The sequence below is a fragment of the Bradyrhizobium sp. TM233 genome (genome assembly GCF_036247965.1).
Lineage (GTDB): Bacteria > Pseudomonadota > Alphaproteobacteria > Rhizobiales > Xanthobacteraceae > Bradyrhizobium > Bradyrhizobium ottawaense.
On record NZ_BTIG01000001.1, the window covers coordinates 329,037 to 346,294 of the forward strand.

The 17,258-nt window shown below is 64.4% G+C and carries 16 protein-coding genes and 1 pseudogene; 11 read left to right on the forward strand and 6 right to left on the reverse strand.

Annotation, left to right across the window (positions count from 1 at the left end; translation table 11 throughout):
* The first annotated feature begins 137 nt into the window (after window positions 1–137).
* From AABA86_RS01585 to AABA86_RS01615, 7 genes are all read left to right on the forward strand, one after another.
* Complete coding sequence (locus AABA86_RS01585; RefSeq protein WP_338305523.1) at window positions 138–1,181, forward strand: C-terminal binding protein; 1,044 nt, start codon at window positions 138–140, stop codon at window positions 1,179–1,181.
* 84 nt (window positions 1,182–1,265) lie between these two features.
* Complete coding sequence (locus tag AABA86_RS01590; protein ID WP_212248782.1) at window positions 1,266–2,612, forward strand: ABC transporter substrate-binding protein; 1,347 nt, start codon at window positions 1,266–1,268, stop codon at window positions 2,610–2,612.
* A gap of 165 nt (window positions 2,613–2,777) precedes the next feature.
* Window positions 2,778–3,734 (forward strand): carbohydrate ABC transporter permease, encoded by a 957-nt coding sequence (locus AABA86_RS01595; protein WP_212248781.1) that lies wholly within the window; start codon window positions 2,778–2,780, stop codon window positions 3,732–3,734.
* A complete protein-coding gene (locus AABA86_RS01600) occupies window positions 3,727–4,629 on the forward strand; it encodes a carbohydrate ABC transporter permease (RefSeq protein WP_212248780.1) in 903 nt (300 codons plus the stop codon). Before AABA86_RS01595 ends, AABA86_RS01600 begins: the two co-directional genes overlap by 8 nt.
* 126 nt (window positions 4,630–4,755) lie before the next feature.
* Window positions 4,756–5,727: an MBL fold metallo-hydrolase gene (locus AABA86_RS01605; protein WP_338305524.1), complete on the forward strand. Its 972-nt coding sequence runs from the start codon at window positions 4,756–4,758 to the stop codon at window positions 5,725–5,727.
* Between the two features lie 102 nt (window positions 5,728–5,829).
* Window positions 5,830–6,822 (forward strand): alpha/beta fold hydrolase, encoded by a 993-nt coding sequence (locus AABA86_RS01610; RefSeq protein WP_338305525.1) that lies wholly within the window; start codon window positions 5,830–5,832, stop codon window positions 6,820–6,822.
* 152 nt (window positions 6,823–6,974) lie between these two features.
* Window positions 6,975–8,330: an esterase-like activity of phytase family protein gene (locus AABA86_RS01615; protein WP_338305526.1), complete on the forward strand. Its 1,356-nt coding sequence runs from the start codon at window positions 6,975–6,977 to the stop codon at window positions 8,328–8,330.
* Between the two features lie 213 nt (window positions 8,331–8,543).
* Here AABA86_RS01615 and AABA86_RS01620 read toward each other — a convergent pair whose 3' ends face one another.
* The 6 genes from AABA86_RS01620 to AABA86_RS01645 form a co-directional block, all read right to left on the reverse strand.
* The gene (locus AABA86_RS01620) at window positions 8,544–9,374 is read right to left on the reverse strand and encodes an energy transducer TonB (protein WP_338305527.1); all 831 of its coding nucleotides are present in this window, start codon (window positions 9,372–9,374) and stop codon (window positions 8,544–8,546) included.
* Complete coding sequence (gene exbD / locus AABA86_RS01625; RefSeq protein WP_338305528.1) at window positions 9,374–9,814, reverse strand: TonB system transport protein ExbD; 441 nt, start codon at window positions 9,812–9,814, stop codon at window positions 9,374–9,376. The genes AABA86_RS01620 and exbD overlap by 1 nt, the downstream gene beginning before the upstream one ends.
* Before the next feature lie 3 nt (window positions 9,815–9,817).
* Window positions 9,818–10,597, reverse strand: a complete 780-nt coding sequence (exbB, locus tag AABA86_RS01630) for a tonB-system energizer ExbB (protein WP_338305529.1) — start codon at window positions 10,595–10,597, stop codon at window positions 9,818–9,820.
* 26 nt (window positions 10,598–10,623) lie between these two features.
* Window positions 10,624–11,139 carry a heme utilization cystosolic carrier protein HutX gene (gene hutX / locus AABA86_RS01635; protein ID WP_338305530.1) on the reverse strand — a complete coding sequence of 172 codons (516 nt, stop codon included), beginning with the start codon at window positions 11,137–11,139 and terminating at the stop codon, window positions 10,624–10,626.
* Between the two features lie 24 nt (window positions 11,140–11,163).
* Entirely contained in the window at window positions 11,164–11,496 is a 333-nt protein-coding gene (locus tag AABA86_RS01640; RefSeq protein WP_338305531.1) for an antibiotic biosynthesis monooxygenase family protein, read from the reverse strand.
* Between the two features lie 94 nt (window positions 11,497–11,590).
* Window positions 11,591–13,939 (reverse strand): TonB-dependent hemoglobin/transferrin/lactoferrin family receptor, encoded by a 2,349-nt coding sequence (locus AABA86_RS01645; protein ID WP_338305533.1) that lies wholly within the window; start codon window positions 13,937–13,939, stop codon window positions 11,591–11,593.
* 263 nt (window positions 13,940–14,202) lie between these two features.
* Here AABA86_RS01645 and AABA86_RS01650 point away from each other — a divergent pair, with 263 nt between their 5' ends.
* The 4 genes and pseudogenes from AABA86_RS01650 (at window position 14,203) to AABA86_RS01665 (ending at window position 17,258) form a co-directional block, all read left to right on the forward strand.
* Complete coding sequence (locus AABA86_RS01650; protein ID WP_338306136.1) at window positions 14,203–14,409, forward strand: hemin uptake protein HemP; 207 nt, start codon at window positions 14,203–14,205, stop codon at window positions 14,407–14,409.
* Window positions 14,410–14,415: 6 nt separating this feature from the next.
* Window positions 14,416–15,369 (forward strand): heme/hemin ABC transporter substrate-binding protein, encoded by a 954-nt coding sequence (locus AABA86_RS01655; RefSeq protein ID WP_338305534.1) that lies wholly within the window; start codon window positions 14,416–14,418, stop codon window positions 15,367–15,369.
* Window positions 15,366–16,458 (forward strand): annotated as a pseudogene (locus tag AABA86_RS01660) (FecCD family ABC transporter permease). The gene AABA86_RS01655 and the pseudogene AABA86_RS01660 overlap by 4 nt, the downstream one beginning before the upstream one ends.
* Window positions 16,455–17,258 carry a heme ABC transporter ATP-binding protein gene (locus AABA86_RS01665; protein WP_338305535.1) on the forward strand — a complete coding sequence of 268 codons (804 nt, stop codon included), beginning with the start codon at window positions 16,455–16,457 and terminating at the stop codon, window positions 17,256–17,258. The pseudogene AABA86_RS01660 and the gene AABA86_RS01665 overlap by 4 nt, the downstream one beginning before the upstream one ends.

The window sequence follows — 17,258 nt, forward strand, 5'->3', positions numbered from 1 at the left end:
TAAAAAACGGCACTTGATCCCCGCGCCGGCAACCGACGATTGTACGCGGCCGCCCCGATTTCGCGTAAAAGACGCAAAGGCCCGCCCGCGGAGGCGGGTCACAACAAGAACCGACAAACCAAATCGGGAGCGAGAAAATGCCGAAATACAGGGTGGTGACGCCGAAGGGCGCGAGCTTCACGGTCGCGGGCAGCGACTATTCCTATGAGCGCGAAGCGCTCGATCCGATCGACGCCGAGATCATCGAGGCCCCCGCCGACGAGGCCGGGTTCATCGCCGCCGCAAGGACCGCGGACGCCATCTATGCCAAGGGCATCCCGATCACCAAGACCATCATCGACAGCCTGCAGACCTGCAAGGTCATCACGCTCGGCTCGGTCGGCGTCGACAGCGTCGACGTCAAGGCCGCCACCGCGCGCGGCATTCCCGTCACCAACATCCCGGACACCTTTATCGAGGAGGTCGCCGATCACGCCATGATGCTGCTGCTCGCCGGCTTCCGCCGCCTGGTCGAGCAGGACCGCATGGTGCGCAGCGGCCGCTGGGCCGAGGGCCGGCCGGCGCTGCTCAAGGTTCCGAGGCTGATGGGCCAGACGCTCGGCTTCGTCTCGTTCGGCCGCGTGGCCCGTGCAGTTGCGAAACGCGCGGCGCCGTTCGGCCTGCGCATGATGGCCTACGATCCGTTCATCCAGGAAACGCTGATGTACGACCACGGTGTGATCCCGGCGACGCTGAACGAGGTGCTGTCGCAATCCGACTTCGTCTCGATGCATGCGCCGGCAAGGCCCGAGGTGCACCACATGCTGACCGAGAAGCACTTTCGGCAGATGAAGAAGGGCTCGATCTTCATCAACACCGGGCGCGGCGCCACCGTGGACGAGGAGAGCCTGATCAAGGCGTTGCAGGAGGGCTGGATCGCACACGCGGCCCTCGACGTGCTGGAGAAGGAGCCGCCCTCGCACAACAATCCCCTGCTCGGCATGGAGAACGTGACCCTGACCGCTCACGTCGCTTCGGCCTCGGCACGGTTTGACGAAGCGCGCAAGCGCCGCGTGGGCTACGAATTGTCACTGGTGCTTCAGGGCATGTGGCCGGTAAGCTGCGTCAATCCGTCGGTGCTGCAAGACACCACGCTCCGCCGCTGGCAACCCGTCAGCATGGATCGCGGGCCGAACAGCTAGGCGGCCGGCGCAAAGGCGCCAACGACCGAAAAGGCCCTTCACCGGCGATCAACGCCGGGAAGGAGACATCATAGGGAGGAACTGATGAGGAACGACATCACGCGTCGTGATGCCTTGGCGCTGGGCCTGTCCGCTGCAACGCTCGCTGCCACCGGTGCTGCAGCGCAAACACAGCCGTCAACGATCAAGGCCGCCGACGTGGCGGCGCCCAAGCTTGCGATCGAGAAGGGCGCATCCTTGCGCATGCTGCGCCCGGTGCGCTTCGTGCAGGCCGACGAGGATGTGTTCCGCGCCAATGCAGCAAAGTTCACCAAGGAGACCGGCGTCGAGGTCAAGGTCGATTTCGTCGGCTGGGAGGACATCAACCAGCAGACCGCGGTCACCTCGAACTCCGGCGCGGGCCCCGACATCATCATCGGCTTCTCCGACGCTCCCCACATCTACGTCGACAAGCTGATCGAGCTGACCGACGTCGCCGATTATCTCGGCAAGCGCTACGGCGGCTGGCTGCCGCTGGCGCAGAAATACGGCAAGAAGAGCAAGAGCGAGTCCTGGATCGGCCTGCCGTTCGGCGCCACCGCAGGTCCCCTGATCTACCGCAAGTCGATCCTGCAATCGGTCGGCTTCGACAAGGTGCCGGAGGATCATGCCGGCGTCGTCGACCTTTGCCGCAAGCTGCACAAGGCCGGCAAGCCGGCCGGCTTCGCGCTCGGCAACGCCAAGGGCGACGGCAACGGCTTCGCCAATTGGGCGCTGTGGTCGCACAACGCGTCCCTGCTCGACGAGGAAGGCAATGTCGTCATCAACAGCAAGGAGACGATCGCCGCGCTGAACTGGGTCAAGGAGCTGTACCCGACCTTCATCGCCGGCACGCCGTCGTGGAACGACGTCAGCAACAACCGCGCCTATTCCTCGCAGGAGATCTCCCTGACCGCCAACGGCGTCTCGCTGTACTTCTCGCTCAAGAACGACCCGGCGACCAAGGCGATCGCCGAGGACAGCGAGCATCAGCTGCTGCCCAAGGGCCTGGCCAAGGTCTCTCCGATGGCGGGCCTGACGCTCAATGCCATGGTGTTCAAGCACAGCCAGTACCCCAACGCCGCAAAGGCCTTCCTGCAATACATGCTGGAAAAAGACCAGTACGAGCCCTGGCTCAACGCCAACTCCGGCTACTGGTCCCAGCCGCTGGCCGCCTATGCCGAGGCCGCGGTGTGGTCGCAGGATCCCAAGGTGAAGCTGTTCAAGGACACGATGAACAGCACCTACTACGACGGCTACAAGGGCCCGATCTCGACGGCGACCGGAGCCGTCAGCGCCGACTACGTGCTGATTCAGATGTGCGCGTCCGTTGCGACCGGTGCGGCTACGCCGGAGGCCGCCGCCGCGGAAGCCGAGCAGCGCTGCAAGCGGTACTTCCGGCGGCAGAAATAGCGCCGACAGAGTGTCCGTCATTGCGAGCGAAGCGAAGCAATCCAGAGCGTGTCCGCGGAGACAATCTGGATTGCTTCGTCGCACCAGTGCAAAATTGCTCCGCAATTTTGTCACGGCTCCTCGCAATGACGATGTGGTGACTTTCACAGACAGGACAACAAACTGATGTCCGTGACCACGCTTTCCTCTCCCGCACTGGCGCAGCGGCAGCCGTCGTGGCTGGTGCGGCTGTTCGACTACAAGCCGTTCCTGATCGTGATGTGCCTGGCGCCCGCAATCGGGCTGCTCTCGGTGTTCCTGACCTATCCGCTCGGCCTCGGCATCTGGCTCGCCTTCACCGACACCACGATCGGGCGGCGCGGCGTCTTCGTGGGCCTGGAGAATTTCCAGTATCTGCTCACCGATCCCCTGTGGTGGAACGCCGTGTTCTACAGCGTGGTCTATACGGGCATCGCGACCTTCGGGAAGTTCGCGCTCGGCTTCTGGCTCGCGCTGCTGCTCAACAACCATTTTCCGTTCAAGAGCATCCTGCGTGCGATCATCCTGCTGCCCTGGATCGTGCCGACCGTGCTCTCGGCGCTGGCGTTCTGGTGGATCTACGATCCGCAGTTCTCGATCATCTCCTACCTGCTGGTCGACGTGCTGCACTGGCGATCGGGCAATGTCGACTTCCTCGGCTCGCCCTGGCCGGCGCGCTTCTCGCTGATCGCCGCCAACATCTGGCGCGGCATTCCCTTCGTCGCGATCTCGCTGCTCGCGGGCCTGCAGACCATCTCGCCCTCGCTCTACGAGGCCGCGATGCTCGACGGCGCCAGCGCCTGGCAGCGCTTCCGCTACATCACCTTCCCGATGATGATGCCGATCCTCGCCATCGTCATGACCTTCTCGATCATCTTCACCTTCACCGACTTCCAGCTGGTCTACGCCATCACCCGCGGCGGGCCCGTCAACTCGACCCATCTGCTGGCGACGCTGGCGTTTCAGCGCGGCATCGCCGGCGGCGAGCTCGGCGAAGGTGCGGCGATCGCGGTGTCGATGATCCCGTTCCTGATCTTCGCGACGCTGTTCTCCTATTTCGGCCTGGCGCGCCGCAAATGGCAGCAGGGAGAGGCCAATGACTGACACCGTCGCGCAAACCGCCACTGTGGCCGACGCGAAAGCGGCACCGGACACCATGGCTTGGGATTCCGGGCTGCGGCGGCTGATGATGATCTATTTGCCGCTCAGCTGCTTCGTGCTGATCCTGCTGTTCCCGTTCTACTGGATGGCGATCACCTCGTTCAAGCCGAACGCGGAGCTGCTGAACTACAAGGAGCATAATCCGTTCTGGATTTCCTCGCCGACGCTGGCGCACATCAAGCATCTGCTGTTCGACACGGCCTATCCGCGCTGGCTGTGGACGACGATGACGGTGGCGATCGGCTCGACCACGCTGTCCCTGATCGCGAGCACGCTCGCCGCCTATGCGATCGAGCGCCTGCGTTTCCGCGGCAGTCCCTATGTGGGCCTCGGCATTTATCTCGCCTATCTCGTGCCGCCCTCGATCCTGTTCATTCCGCTGGCAACCGTGATCGTGCAGTTCGGCCTCTTCGACTCACCGCTTGCCTTGATCCTGGTCTATCCGACTTTCCTGGTGCCGTTCTGCACCTGGCTCCTGATCGGCTACTTCAAGTCGATCCCCTACGAGCTCGAGGAATGCGCGCTGGTCGACGGCGCCACGCGGCTCCAGATCCTGCGGCGGATCACGCTGCCGCTCGCGGTGCCCGGGCTGATCTCGGCCGGCATTTTCTCCTTCACGCTGTCCTGGAACGAGTTCATCTACGCGCTCGCCTTCATCCAGAGCGGCGCCAACAAGACCGTGCCGGTCGCGATCCTGACCGAACTCGTCACCGGCGACGTCTACCAATGGGGCGCGCTGATGGCGGGCTCGCTACTGGGATCGCTGCCGGTCGCGATCTTCTACTCGCTGTTCGTGGACTATTACGTGTCCTCGCTGACCGGCGCGGTCAAAGAGTAGACGGCGGTTGCACGCGACGATCGTGCAATCGCGATAGATCGCATGCCTGCTCTGGTGCTACCTGCTGCACCGGCGGCGGGGGGAGCATTGGCGCTACCGATACTCGCTCCAGAAAGCGAGAATTGCATGGCAACGCCAAAACTCAATTCGTTATCCCGACGCGGCTTTTGCCTGTGTTGCGTCGGCGGCGCGACGTTCGCCGCCTCCGCCGGATGGCTCACGCCGCGCGAGGCCTACGCCGAAGCGCGCGGCCTCGTCAGCCTCATCAAGGATAGCGCGGCAACGTCGCCGATTGCGACCCACAAGCTCCGCAACAATATCAGTGTCCTCGAAGGGTCAGGCGGCAACATTGCCGTCCTCACAGGCACCGACGGAAAGCTTCTGGTCGATGCCGGCATCGGCGTCTCACGCCCTCAGCTCAGCAAGGCGCTGGCGGAGCTTGGCAACGAGCCGGTCGCGCACCTGATCAACACCCACTGGCACTTCGACCATGCCGACGGCAATGAATGGCTGCAGGCGGCCGGCGCGAAGATCATTGCGCACGAAAACACCCGCAAGCACCTCTCCGTGGTTCAGCGCGTCGAGGATTGGGACTACAATTTCCTCGCCTTGCCCGCCAAGGCCATCCCGTCCCAGGTCTTCGCGAAAGAGCACCATCTCAAGCTCAACGGCGCGTCGCTCGCGCTGAAATATTACGGGCCGGCACATACCGACAGCGACATTTCGGTCATGTTCACTGAGGCTAACGTCCTGCACGTCGGCGACACCTTCTGGAACGGTATCTATCCTTTCATCGACTATTCGACCGGCGGCAGCATCGACGGCATGATCGCGGCGTCCGACGCCAATCTGGCCGTGGCAAAGAACGACACGATCATCATTCCCGGTCACGGCAAGCCGGTCAGCAACAGGGCCGAGCTCCAGGAATTCCGCGACATGCTGGTCGCCATCCGAGACAATGTCGGCAACCTCAAGAAGCAGGGAAAGACGCGGGACGAAACGGTTGCCGCCAAGCCCACTGCGGCGTTCGACGCGAAATTCGGCCAGTTCGTCATCGATCCCGGCTTCTTCACCAGGCTCGTCTACGAGGGCGTGTAGGACCGGGCCGGCCCCGGGATACAGCGCGACTCAATCAGGACCGGCCCCGAGTTCGCGGCAGCCGATGCACGAAATCATCACAAACTTTCACTGGAGATCGACATGAGCACCGAAAGCACGCGCCCATCGACCAACCTCGACCGCCGGCACCTCGTCCTTGGCCTGTCCGGAATTGCCGTTGCAGCGGCGGCGCCAGCAGCCGCGGCGAAGCCACAACGCGCTGACGGCGGCTATCCGGTCACTTACCACCGGACCAAAACCGTGGACGGCATCAAGATATTCTACCGCGAAGCCGGGCCGAAGGACGCTCCCGTGGTGCTTCTGCTGCACGGCTTTCCCACCTCCTCCCACATGTTCCGCAACCTCATCCCGGCGCTCGCGGATCGCTACCACGTGATCGCTCCCGATTATCCCGGCTACGGCCAGAGCGACATGCCACCGCGCGAGTCGTTCAAGTACACGTTCGATCGCTTCGGCGAGCTCGTCGACGGCCTGCTCGACCAGCTCGGCGTCAAGCGCTATACGATGTACGTGATGGATTACGGTGCTCCGGTCGGCTGGCGCCTGGCACTGAAGCATCCCGAGCGCGTCACCGGCCTGATCATCCAGAACGGCAACGCCTATGACGAGGGGCTGAAGGAGTTCTGGAATCCGATCAAGCAATACTGGGCCGACGGGTCAGCGACGAGCCGTCAGGCCTTGATGAAGCTGCTGACGCTGGAGACGACCAAATTCCAGTACACCGACGGCATGTCGGACGTGGCCCGGATCTCGCCCGACAACTGGGTTCATGACCAAGCGCTGCTGGACCGGCCGGGCAACAACGACGTCCAGCTCGACATGTTCTACGATTACCGGACCAATCTGCCGCTCTATCCGGCGGTGCAGGCCTATTTCCGCAAGCACAAGCCACCGACGCTGATCGTCTGGGGCAAGAACGATTTCATCTTTCCCGCGGACGGCGCCCATCCCTACAAGCGCGATCTGCCTCAGGCGGAGTTTCATCTAATCAACTCCGGTCATTTCCTGCTCGAGGACAGGTTCGACGAGGTCACGCCCCTGATCCGCGATTTCCTCACCCGCAAGATTGCCTGACGCCCGCCCGGGTTGCCGCGAGGCTGCGGCGTGTGCGGCAGCCTCGCTGGATCCGGGCAAGGTACGGGAGAGCGCTGCGGCGTTTGGCCCGGTTTCACAAAACTGCAACACGCGATCCGCATAACGCGTGCGTCCGCCAACAGGAGACGCACATGCGCGCGACTTTTCTTGCTACCGTCGCAACGATCATTCTCGCCGCGAGCCCAGCGCTCGCGCAGAGCGAAGGTGAATTCCCCGCCAAGCTCGCCGGCCACGTGGTGATGCCGGCCGCCACCTTCATCGACGCCCCCGCCGATGCCCCCGCCGATCTCAAGACTTCAGGCAAATACACCACCGGCAAGCGCGTCGATGCGCTCGGCACCGTGATGGGCAAGTCCTATGAGCGCCCGACCGGCGTGTCGCTGCCGTTCAAGGGCCAGCCGCTGCAGGGCCATTCCGGCATCAAGACCATGCCCGACGGCAGCTTCTGGGTCATCACCGACAACGGCATGGGCGCGCGCGCCAACTCGCCGGATTCGATGCTGTATTTGAACCGCTACAAGATGGACTGGGCCGGCGGCAAGATCGAGCGGCTGGAAACGATCTTCCTGCACGATCCCGACAAGAAGGTCCCGTTCCGCATCGTGCACGAGGACACGCAGAAGCGCTATCTCACCGGCTCCGACTTCGACACCGAAGGCTTCCAGCTCATCGGCGACACCTTCTGGATCGGCGACGAATTCGGCCCCTACATCCTGAAGGCCGACAAATCGGGCAAGATCCTGGCCGTGTTCGACACGGTGGCCGATGGCAAGCCGGTGCGTTCGCCGGACAATTGGGCCGTGGCGACGCCGGGTGCGCCGGGCGCGACCTACACCAACGTCAACCTCCGCCGCTCCAAGGGCTATGAGGGCTTTGCGTCCTCCAAGGACGGCAAGTTCCTCTACGGCCTGCTCGAGGGACCGCTATGGGATGCCGAGAAGAAGGACTGGGAGAAGGTCGACGGCAAGGAAGCCTCCCGCATCCTCGAATTCGACGTCGCTGCGGAGAAGTTCACCGGCCGCTATTGGCAGTATGTGTTCGAGCAGAACGGCAACGCCATCGGCGATTTCAACATGATCGATCAGGCCTCCGGCCTCATCATCGAGCGCGACAACGGCGAAGGCACGGCGGACAAGGCCTGCCCGCAAGGCCAGCGCGGCGAGAACTGCTTCCCGGATCTCGCCAAGTTCAAGCGCATCTACAAGATCGAGCTCACGGAGGCCAATGTCGGCAAGCCCGTGCGCAAGATCGGCTATATCGACCTCATGAAGATCAAGGATCCCGACAAGAAGGCGAGGAAGCCGCTCAACGACGGCGTCTACACCTTCCCGTTCTTCACCATCGAGAACGTCGATCGCGTCGACGACACCCACATCATCGTCGGCAACGACAACAATCTGCCGTTCTCCTCCAGCCGCGATCCCAACAAGGCCGACGACGACGAGTTCATGCTGCTCGAGGTCGCGGATTTCCTGAAGGCGAAGTAGGGCAACGGTCGCTCTTCAGCCGCCACAAACTCCGCCGTCGTCCCGGACAAGCGCAAGCGCAGATCCGGGACCCCTAACCCCAGGCGGGATTGTGGCACGAGATGGTGGCGACGAATCTTCGTCAAACGCGCCCCTGTGGTTATGGGTCCCGGATCTGCGCGCGCTTAGGGCGCGCTTGTCCGGGACGACGGCTGAGTTTGTTGGGACGGCCGACTACCGCACCGTGAACTCCACGGGGATCGAAAAGCTCATCGACCCATTCCTGATCTCGTCCGGCACCGGCGGAAATGGTGAGGCCTGACGCACCATCGACATCGCCTGGGCATCAAAGGCGGCCACGCCGGATGAGCCGGCAAGGCGGCTGGACGTGACCTGCCCGCTCCGGCTGAGCGTGAAGCTCAATCTCGCAATACCGCGCGCGCCGCCACCGGCGGACGGATATTGGTGAAAGCGCATCAAATGCGCGCGGACGCGTTGATTGTAGGATGCAATCACGGAGGCCGCCGCGCCGGCGCTCTGGGCCGATGCCAACGGCGCCTCGCGCTCGGCGCGCGGTGGTGCGCTGGTGCGCGGCGCGGGCGTCGCCTCCGAGGGCTTCTTGGCCTCGCGGCGAACCACCTTCGGCTTCACCGGGGCCGGCTTTTCGACCGGCACGATCTTCGCGGGCTCCGGCCTGGCAGGGGTCGGCTCCGGCTTCTGCTCCGGCGGCGCCACGACATCCGGCTTCTCCTGCGGCGGCGTCGGCGCGATCGTCTCCTCTGCCATCTGCTGCTGCACGGGCTCCGGCGGCGAGGCGTCGGCCTCCTGCATCGCCGGTCCCGGCGCAACATCATCCTGCGTCGACTGCGGCGCCGAGGTCACCTGTGCCATGTCGACCATGATCGCCGGCAGGCTGACGCCCTGTTCCGGTTGCGACCTGATCCAATTCATCGCAAGCAGCGCGACAACCGCATGCAACATCACGATCACCACCGCCGAAAGGCCCCAGCGCGTGGCTTCACGCTCTCGAAGCGGCTCGTGCAGGGCGAAGGTGTTGGCACTCATCAGCTACGTCCGTCGAGGCCGACCAGCGCGACCTTGAGATAACCGGCGTTGCGCAGGGTGTTCATCACCTCCATCAGGTCACCGTAGGAGACCGCCTTGTCGGCGCGCAGATAGATGCGCTCGTCCTTGCGGCCTTTGGTGGCGGTGTCGAGCGAGGTGCTGAGTGCGTCGCGGGCGACAACGTCTTCGCCAACTGCGATGGACATGTCCGCCTTGACGGTGACGAAGACCGGCTTGTCGGGCCGCGGCGCCGGCTCGGCGGCGGTTGCCGGCAGATCGACGCCGATGTCGACGGTGGCGAGCGGGGCTGCCACCATGAAGATGATCAGGAGCACCAGCATCACGTCGATGAAGGGCGTGACGTTGATCTCGTGCGTGACGTCGAGATCATCGGGGTCGCCACGCTTGAGCGGCGAGCGTGCGCCGAGCTTTGCGCCCATGGCCTACTCCGCCGCCCGTGCCAGGCGGAATTCTCTGTGGTCGCGCTGGCGGCTGACCAGCAACATGAGCTGCGCCGAGGCATCGCCGAGCAGGGCGCGATAATTGGCGATGCCGCGGACGAGATGATTGTAGATCACGACCGCCGGGATCGCCGCGACGAGGCCGAGTGCGGTGGCGAGCAACGCCTCCGCGATGCCGGGCGCGACCACCGCGAGGCTGGTGGTGTGGCTCTCGGAGATGCCGATGAAGGCGTTCATGATGCCCCAGACGGTCCCGAACAGCCCGACGAAGGGCGCAGTGGCGCCGATGGTCGCGAGCACGCCGGTGCCGCGCGCGATCTGCCTGGACATCGCCGCTTCAACCCGCTCGAGCCGCAGCGCGACCCGCTCCTGGAGGCCGTCGTCGAGAATGCCGCCGGAGAGCTCGGCTTCCCTGGCGCAGGACTGGATCAGTTGGGCGACGGCGTCATGCGCGTCACCGGCCCGTGCCGATGCCTCGGCCAGCGTCATATTGCCTTCGAGCGCGCGCGTCCGCTGCAAGGCGAGCGCCCCCTTGCGACGCAGCTCGATGGTCTTGGCGAGCCACACCGTCCATGTCGCCAGCGAGGCGACGGCGAGCCCGACCATCACTGTCTTCACAACGATGTCGGCACTGGCGAACATGCCCCAGGGCGACAGATTGCGCGGCAACAGGGCTTCGTCGATCGCGAAGGCCGGTGTCGGCGCAAGTGCAGCCAGCAGGATGGATCCGATCACGCGCCGAAGCCCAAAAATGCCCTGCATCCTGATCTCCCGATAGACAGAGAAAGCTACGCAGCCGACTGCTCCGCGATCCGGGCCGCAAGCTGCCGGAACCGCGTCAGCTGATCCGTCCGCAGCGCCCTTGTCTCGTCGCGGCCGACGAACACCTTGAACATGATGCCGCCATCGGCGTTCACGAACGCGACGAAGGCCGACGACTTGCCCATGAACGGGCGCTCGACGAAGGCGACGCCTGCGCAACGCTCGTGGCGAAGATGGCCGTGCAGACCCTTCGGCTGCATCAGGTTGAAATAGCCGCGGCCGATCTCGCCGGCGGGAATGGCGCCCGTGAATTCGAAGATCGCATCATCGGTGTGCACGATCAGCGTGACCTCGCCCCACTCCGCGATGTCCTGCATGGCGGTGGCAAAGTGCTCGCCGCCACCGATCCGCACCATGGCGGATGGCAGCGCCTCGATCACCGCGCGCGGGCTGACGTTGCGCTCACGCGCAACGTCCTCGATCACCCCGCCCGGATTGTCGGCCATATGGACCCTGAGGTCGGCAAGATCGGTGCTCAACATGTCCGGCTCCTCTGCCATTGCGATCTAGGCGGCCGCGGCCTTGCGCTCGCTCTGGATTACCTCGAAGCCTTCGAACCTGGGATGGCCGAGATACAGGCTCTCGCCGGTCGGGTTGTCGGCGCGGGCATGGGCACGACGAAATTGGTCCGAGCGCGTCCAGGCCTCGAACGCCGCCTTGTCGACCCAGCTGGTGTGCGACGAATAGAGCGTGTGGTCCTCGGCCTCCGGGCCCTTCAGCAGGTGAAACTCGACGAAGCCCGGCATGCTGCCAAGATAGGATTCGCGCGTGGCCCAGACGGTTTCGAACGCGGTCTCCGCGCCCTTCTTCACCTGGAAACGATTCATAGCGATGAACATCGAAGTCTCTCCTTCTGATCAAAACGAAGCGCACTGAAGCCGCGCTGGAGCATCAGCGCGGCCTGGCGGAGATGTGGTGCTGCGAAGCTGGCGGCTACGCACCTCCAAAATGGATCTTCATGCCGGCCTTGTAGACCCGGCCCGGTCCGGGGCTCGACCACAGTACGTCGTTCTGCGTGGTGCCGTCGGTCGACGTGCCGGGAATGGCGTAAGGCCGGTAGTACTGGTTCAAGAGATTGTCGATCGACGCCGAGAACACGATGTCCTTCGTCGCGTTGTAGGTCATGTACAGATTGACCAGCTCGTACCCGGTTGCAGGCAGATAGCCGGCGGGTACGTCGTTGTTGGCACCGAACGAGGCCCACTGCGCCGTCAGGATCAGCGTGCGGTCGAGCAGGCGGACACCGCCGGTCGTGACGACCTTGCGCGGGGTAATGGTCGCGAGCCCGACATTGGTCACAGCGTTCTTGCCCTGGATGTAATGGCCGGCGACACCGATGAACCAGCTGCCGGCATCGTACATCGTCTCCGCCTCAAAACCCTGGATCCGGGCCTGCGCGATGTTCTGGTACTGGTAGAACTGGCTGAACGAGCCAAACCCGGTCGGGACCGGCGCCGAGGCGACGAGGTCGATGTAATCGCTGACATCGTTGCGGAACAGATTGATCTTGCCGCGGAAGGAGTCACTGGCGCTGAAGATGTTGTCGTACTTCAGATTGAAGCCGACCTCCTTGTTCTTGCCGACCTCGGGTCGAAGGTTCGGGTTCGGCAGGAAGCAGAACAGACCGACGGTCCCGTCAGGACAGGGGAAGAAGGCCGGCCCGCCACCGGTCGCATGCGCGCCTGAGATCACGGTCTCGGTGATCGACGGAGCGCGATAGCCTTCGGCGTAGCTGACATAGGGCTGGAAGCCGGGAACGGGCGTGACGCCAAGGGTGATCTTCGGCGAGAAGCGGTCGCCGCTGCCGTTGGTCTTGCCCGACTCCAGATCGTAGCGATCGTAACGGATCGCGCTCACGGCCTCGAACCAGGTGCTGTAGTTCTGCTTCAACTGCAGGAAACCGCCCGACACGGTGCGGATGCCGCTCGGCGTGGTGATGTTGGAATTGCCGCGGCTGTCGGTCGTGATCACATCATCCTGAAACGCATCGAAGCCCACGGTGAGTGCGTTGCGCCAGTCACCGACGTTGAACCGCGTGGTGTTGTTGGCGTCGATGCCGTAGGTATTGAGGACATAGCCGCGCTTGTCGCCGACGCAGCCGGAGATGTTGTTGCCGAAATTGCCGGTGCCGCACAAAGCCGCACCCGAGGTCGAATAGTGGTAGGTCTTGGTCTGGTCGTTATCGACGCGGTTGCCGTAGACTGACATGTGCCAGTCGAACAAATTGTCACTCGGCAGCGCATAATTCCAGGTGATCGTTCCGGTGTAGTTCTTGGCATCGGAAGCGTAGACCGACGAGCCCTGATAGAGCGCGCGCTGGGCGGCGGTCGCGACGGGCCCCCTGTTGAACTGGCCGACATCGTATTGATAGTCCTGGAAGATGGCGCCGAACTTGACCTCGTGGCCGAGGGCGGGACGCACCGTGAGCTTCATCAGCCCACTCTCGACCTGGTTGCCGGTATTGCCGATCTCGGTGCCGTTGCCGTCCTTGTAATTGCCTTGCGTGCGATAGACCGCCCCGCCGAAGATATCGACGTCCGGTGTGGCGCGCACGCCGCCGAAGACCGAGCCGAGGCCGCGATTGTTGTTGGAGCCGTAGGAGCCCGAGAGATCGACGCCCCAGCGCTCGCCGGGACGCAGCACATCGTCGATGTCCTTGGTGCGGAACGAGACCAGGCCGCCGATCGCGCCGGAGCCGTAGATGTTGGCGGTCGGGCCGCGCACGACGTCGACGCCGCCGACCAATTCAGGATCGAGGAAGAAGGAGCCGCTGGCGTTATGACCGGTGCGCTGGTAGTTCTGGCGCGCACCATCGACGACCACCGCAACGCGCCCGAACTCCTGCAGGCCGCGGATGTTGATGACGGTCGCGGGATCGTCGCCGCGCTCCTGGAAAGACACGCCGGGGACAGCATAGAAGATGCCCGACAGCCGGTTCGGCTGAAGTCCCTGAATCTGGTCGAGCGAGATCGAACTGACCGGCGCGAGCGAGTCGATGGCGCGCTCCTTGGTCTTCGTTGCGGCTGCGGTGATGGTGTCGAGCGCCTGAACCGGCGTCGTGCCGCCGGCCTGGGCTCGGGCGTTCATCATCTCCGGCGTTGCCTGCTGTGCAACTGGCGGCTTCGCCTGCTTGCGCTTGGCCTGCTTCGGCCGTTCCGTCGACGCACTTTCGGCTTGCGGCGATGCGGTCTGCGCAAGACCGCTCTCCGTCGTCATTGCCGCAAATGAAACCACCGACGCGCCCAAAATCAAGGCGCACGAATACCTAGCCCCGTCAGCCATATCAGCCCCAGCCTGCACTTCACTCTGTTTTTCAGGTCTTTTGGCTGGCGTGCGTTCGCAACGCGAACGACTGGCTGGCTGATTTTCTCAAGACGCGGGCAAGTCGCCCTGCCGCCATAATTGGTTACGTGGCAACACTCTGACGGTCAATGTCACAAGGTTGCAGTTTATATCGATTGTAAATTGCAGCCGTTGGAATGCGCTTCGTGCCGCTTATACAAACAAGCAGCACTCCAGAGTTTCGAAAGCGCATCACACCCAACATGTCAGCAACATCAGGAGACAGCGGCGGCGGCGCAGCGGAGTCGGCAGGAAGCTCTTCTGCGACAACGAGAACGCTCACCATGCGAGGGAGCCGGATCGACAGCCGCGAGCTGTTTGCGGCCGAGCGCGAGATCATCATCGCGCATGGCGAGGACAGCTATCGGCTTCGCCTGACCTCGCAGAACAAGCTGATCCTGACGAAGTAGCCTTAAATGACATTTTGTCGCACCCTCACAAGCCTCTTGCTCTCCAGTGCGATCGCGCTCGCCTCTGTCGCGCACGCCGCCGGCATCACCGTGCATGACGCGCGCAATCGCGACATCGCCGTGACCGACTTCGCGCGCACGGTCTCGATCGGCGGCGCCATCACCGAGATCATCTATGCGCTCGGGCTCGAGAGCCGGCTGGTCGGCGTCGACACCACGAGCCTTTATCCAGCGGCGGCACTACAAGACAAACCCAATGTCGGCTATATGCGCCAGATCTCTGCCGAAGGCGTGTTGGGCCTCAACCCCACTCTGATCCTGGCGATCCAGGGCTCGGGCCCGCACGCTACCATGGAGATCCTGGAAACGGCGAAGGTGCCGTTGGTGCTGGTGCCCGACACCTTCTCCGAGGACGGCCTGATCGAGAAGATAAGACTGGTCGGCCACGCCATGGGCGTCGACGCGCGCGCCGCGTGCCTGAGCGCCGCGGTCGGCGCCGATTTTGCTCAGCTGCGCACCCTGCGCGCCAAGGTGACCAAGCCGGTGCGCGTGATGTTCGTGATGTCGCTGCAGAACGGGCGCGCCATGGTCGCGGGTCACAAGACCGCGGCCGACGAGATCATCCAGCTCGCCGGCGCCGCCAACGCCGTCGACGATTTCGACGGCTACAAGATCATCGGTGACGAGGCGATCGCGGCGGCGAGACCCGATGTGGTGCTGTCGATCGAGCGCGGCAAGGACTCGCTTCCTGCCGACGCGATCTATGCCCATCCCGGCTTCGCCCTGACGCCGGTCGCGGCCAACAAGAGCCTCATCACCATGGACGGGCTCTACCTGCTTGGCTTCGGGCCACGGACGGCAGCGGCGGCGCGCGATCTCTCGGTAAAACTCTATCCGGCATTGGCAGAACCGGGCGCTGCATTCACTTCGGCGCTGCCGGCGGCGAATTGCCGGCAATGAGCGTGGCGATCGGCACGGAAGCGCGCAGCCTGGGACGACGCGCCAGCGCGAGACGGCGGTCCGCATCGATCGCGATCCCTCTCCTGATTGCGGTGCTCGCGGTCGCCGCGATCGTCGCGCTGAGCTTCGGCGCCGCCGGCATCCCCCTCTCCCGCCTGCCTGCCGCACTCGGGCTATCAGGCGAAGGCACGGCCATGACGGGCCGCGACCAGCTCGTGCTGTGGTCGATCCGCGTCCCCCGGATCGCCGCGGCGGCGATGGTCGGTGGCCTGCTCGCCGCCGCCGGCGCGATCATGCAAGGGCTGTTTCGTAACCCGCTCGCCGATCCCGCGCTGGTCGGCGTCTCCAGCGGCGGCGCGCTGGCAGCCGCAAGCGCGATCGTCTTCACCGATTCGCGCTTCGGCGAGACGCTGCGCTTCCTCCAGACCGAGCTCCTGCCGCTCGCGGCATTCGCGGGATCGCTGGCCACGACCGCGATCCTCTACGGCATCTCGAGCCGCTCGGGGCGCACCTCGATCGCGGTCTTCCTGCTAGCCGGCGTCGCCATCACCGCCATCGCCAATGCCGGCATCGGGCTTCTGGTGTTCATCGCCGACGACCGCCAGCTCCGCGACATCACGTTCTGGCTGCTGGGCTCCATGAGCGGGGCGACCTGGACCAAGGCCGCCGTGCTGGCGCCGATCCTCATCGTCGGGCTTGCCACCTGTACCTTCATCGCACGCGGCCTCGATCTCCTGGTGCTCGGCGAGGCCGACGCCTTTCATGGCGGTGTTGACGTCGAGCGCCTCAAACGGATCTCGATCGTCATGGTCTCCGCCATGACCGGCGTCGCAGTGTCGATCAGCGGCGTCATCGGCTTCGTCGGCATCGTCGTGCCGCATCTGCTCCGTCTCGTCATTGGACCTACGCATCGGCTATTGTTGCCGGCCTCGGTGCTATCAGGTGCGATCCTGATGGTCGGCGCCGACACGCTGGCGCGCACGATCGTGGCGCCGGCGGAGATGCCGATCGGGCATCCTGACCGCGGCGGTCGGCGCGCCGGTCTTCCTCTTCATCCTGCTGCGGCAGCGCGAGCTCGCTCCGCTATGAGTGCCGTGGTCGAGGCGCATGCCTTGAGCAAGCGCGCCGGCCGCGCGACGCTACTCGATGGCGTCGGCCTGACGGTTGCGGCCGGCGAGATGGTCGCGATCATCGGCCCGAACGGCGCCGGCAAGTCGACGCTGCTGCGGCTGCTCTCCGGCGATCTCCGCCCGAACGCGGGTGCGGTACGCCTGAAACAGCGCGATATCAGCAGCTATGCGCCGCGCGAACTCGCCGCGCGCCGCGCCATGCTGTCCCAGCACATCAACGTCACCTTCCCCTTCACCGTCGAGGAGATCGTGCTGATGGGCGCGGGCGAACGCAGCGGGCGTGAGGCAGGCTCGCTCGTCGACGCTGCCCTCGACGAGGTTGGGCTCGCGCATTTCCGCGAACGGCAATTACCGACGCTATCAGGCGGCGAGCAGCAGCGCGCCCATTTCGCCCGCGTGCTGGTGCAGCTCGCCTGCGGCGAAGCCGAGCATGGTCCGGGACTTCTGCTGCTGGACGAGCCGACCTCGAGTCTGGATCTGCGTCACCAGATCGACCTCGTCGAAGCGGCGCGCCGCCGTGCGGCCGGCGGCACGGCCGTGATTGCGATCCTGCACGACCTCAATCTCGCGATCCGCTTTGCCGACCGGCTGGTCGTGCTGGCGGGTGGCAGGCTCACGGCCGACGGTCCGCGCGCGGATGTCGTCACCCGCGAGATCATCCGCGAGATCTTCGAGATCGATGCCGTCGTCCATCAAGGCGACGACGGCGTGCCTTACGTGTTGCCACAATCGATGCGGGCAGTTCAGATTGAAATTTAG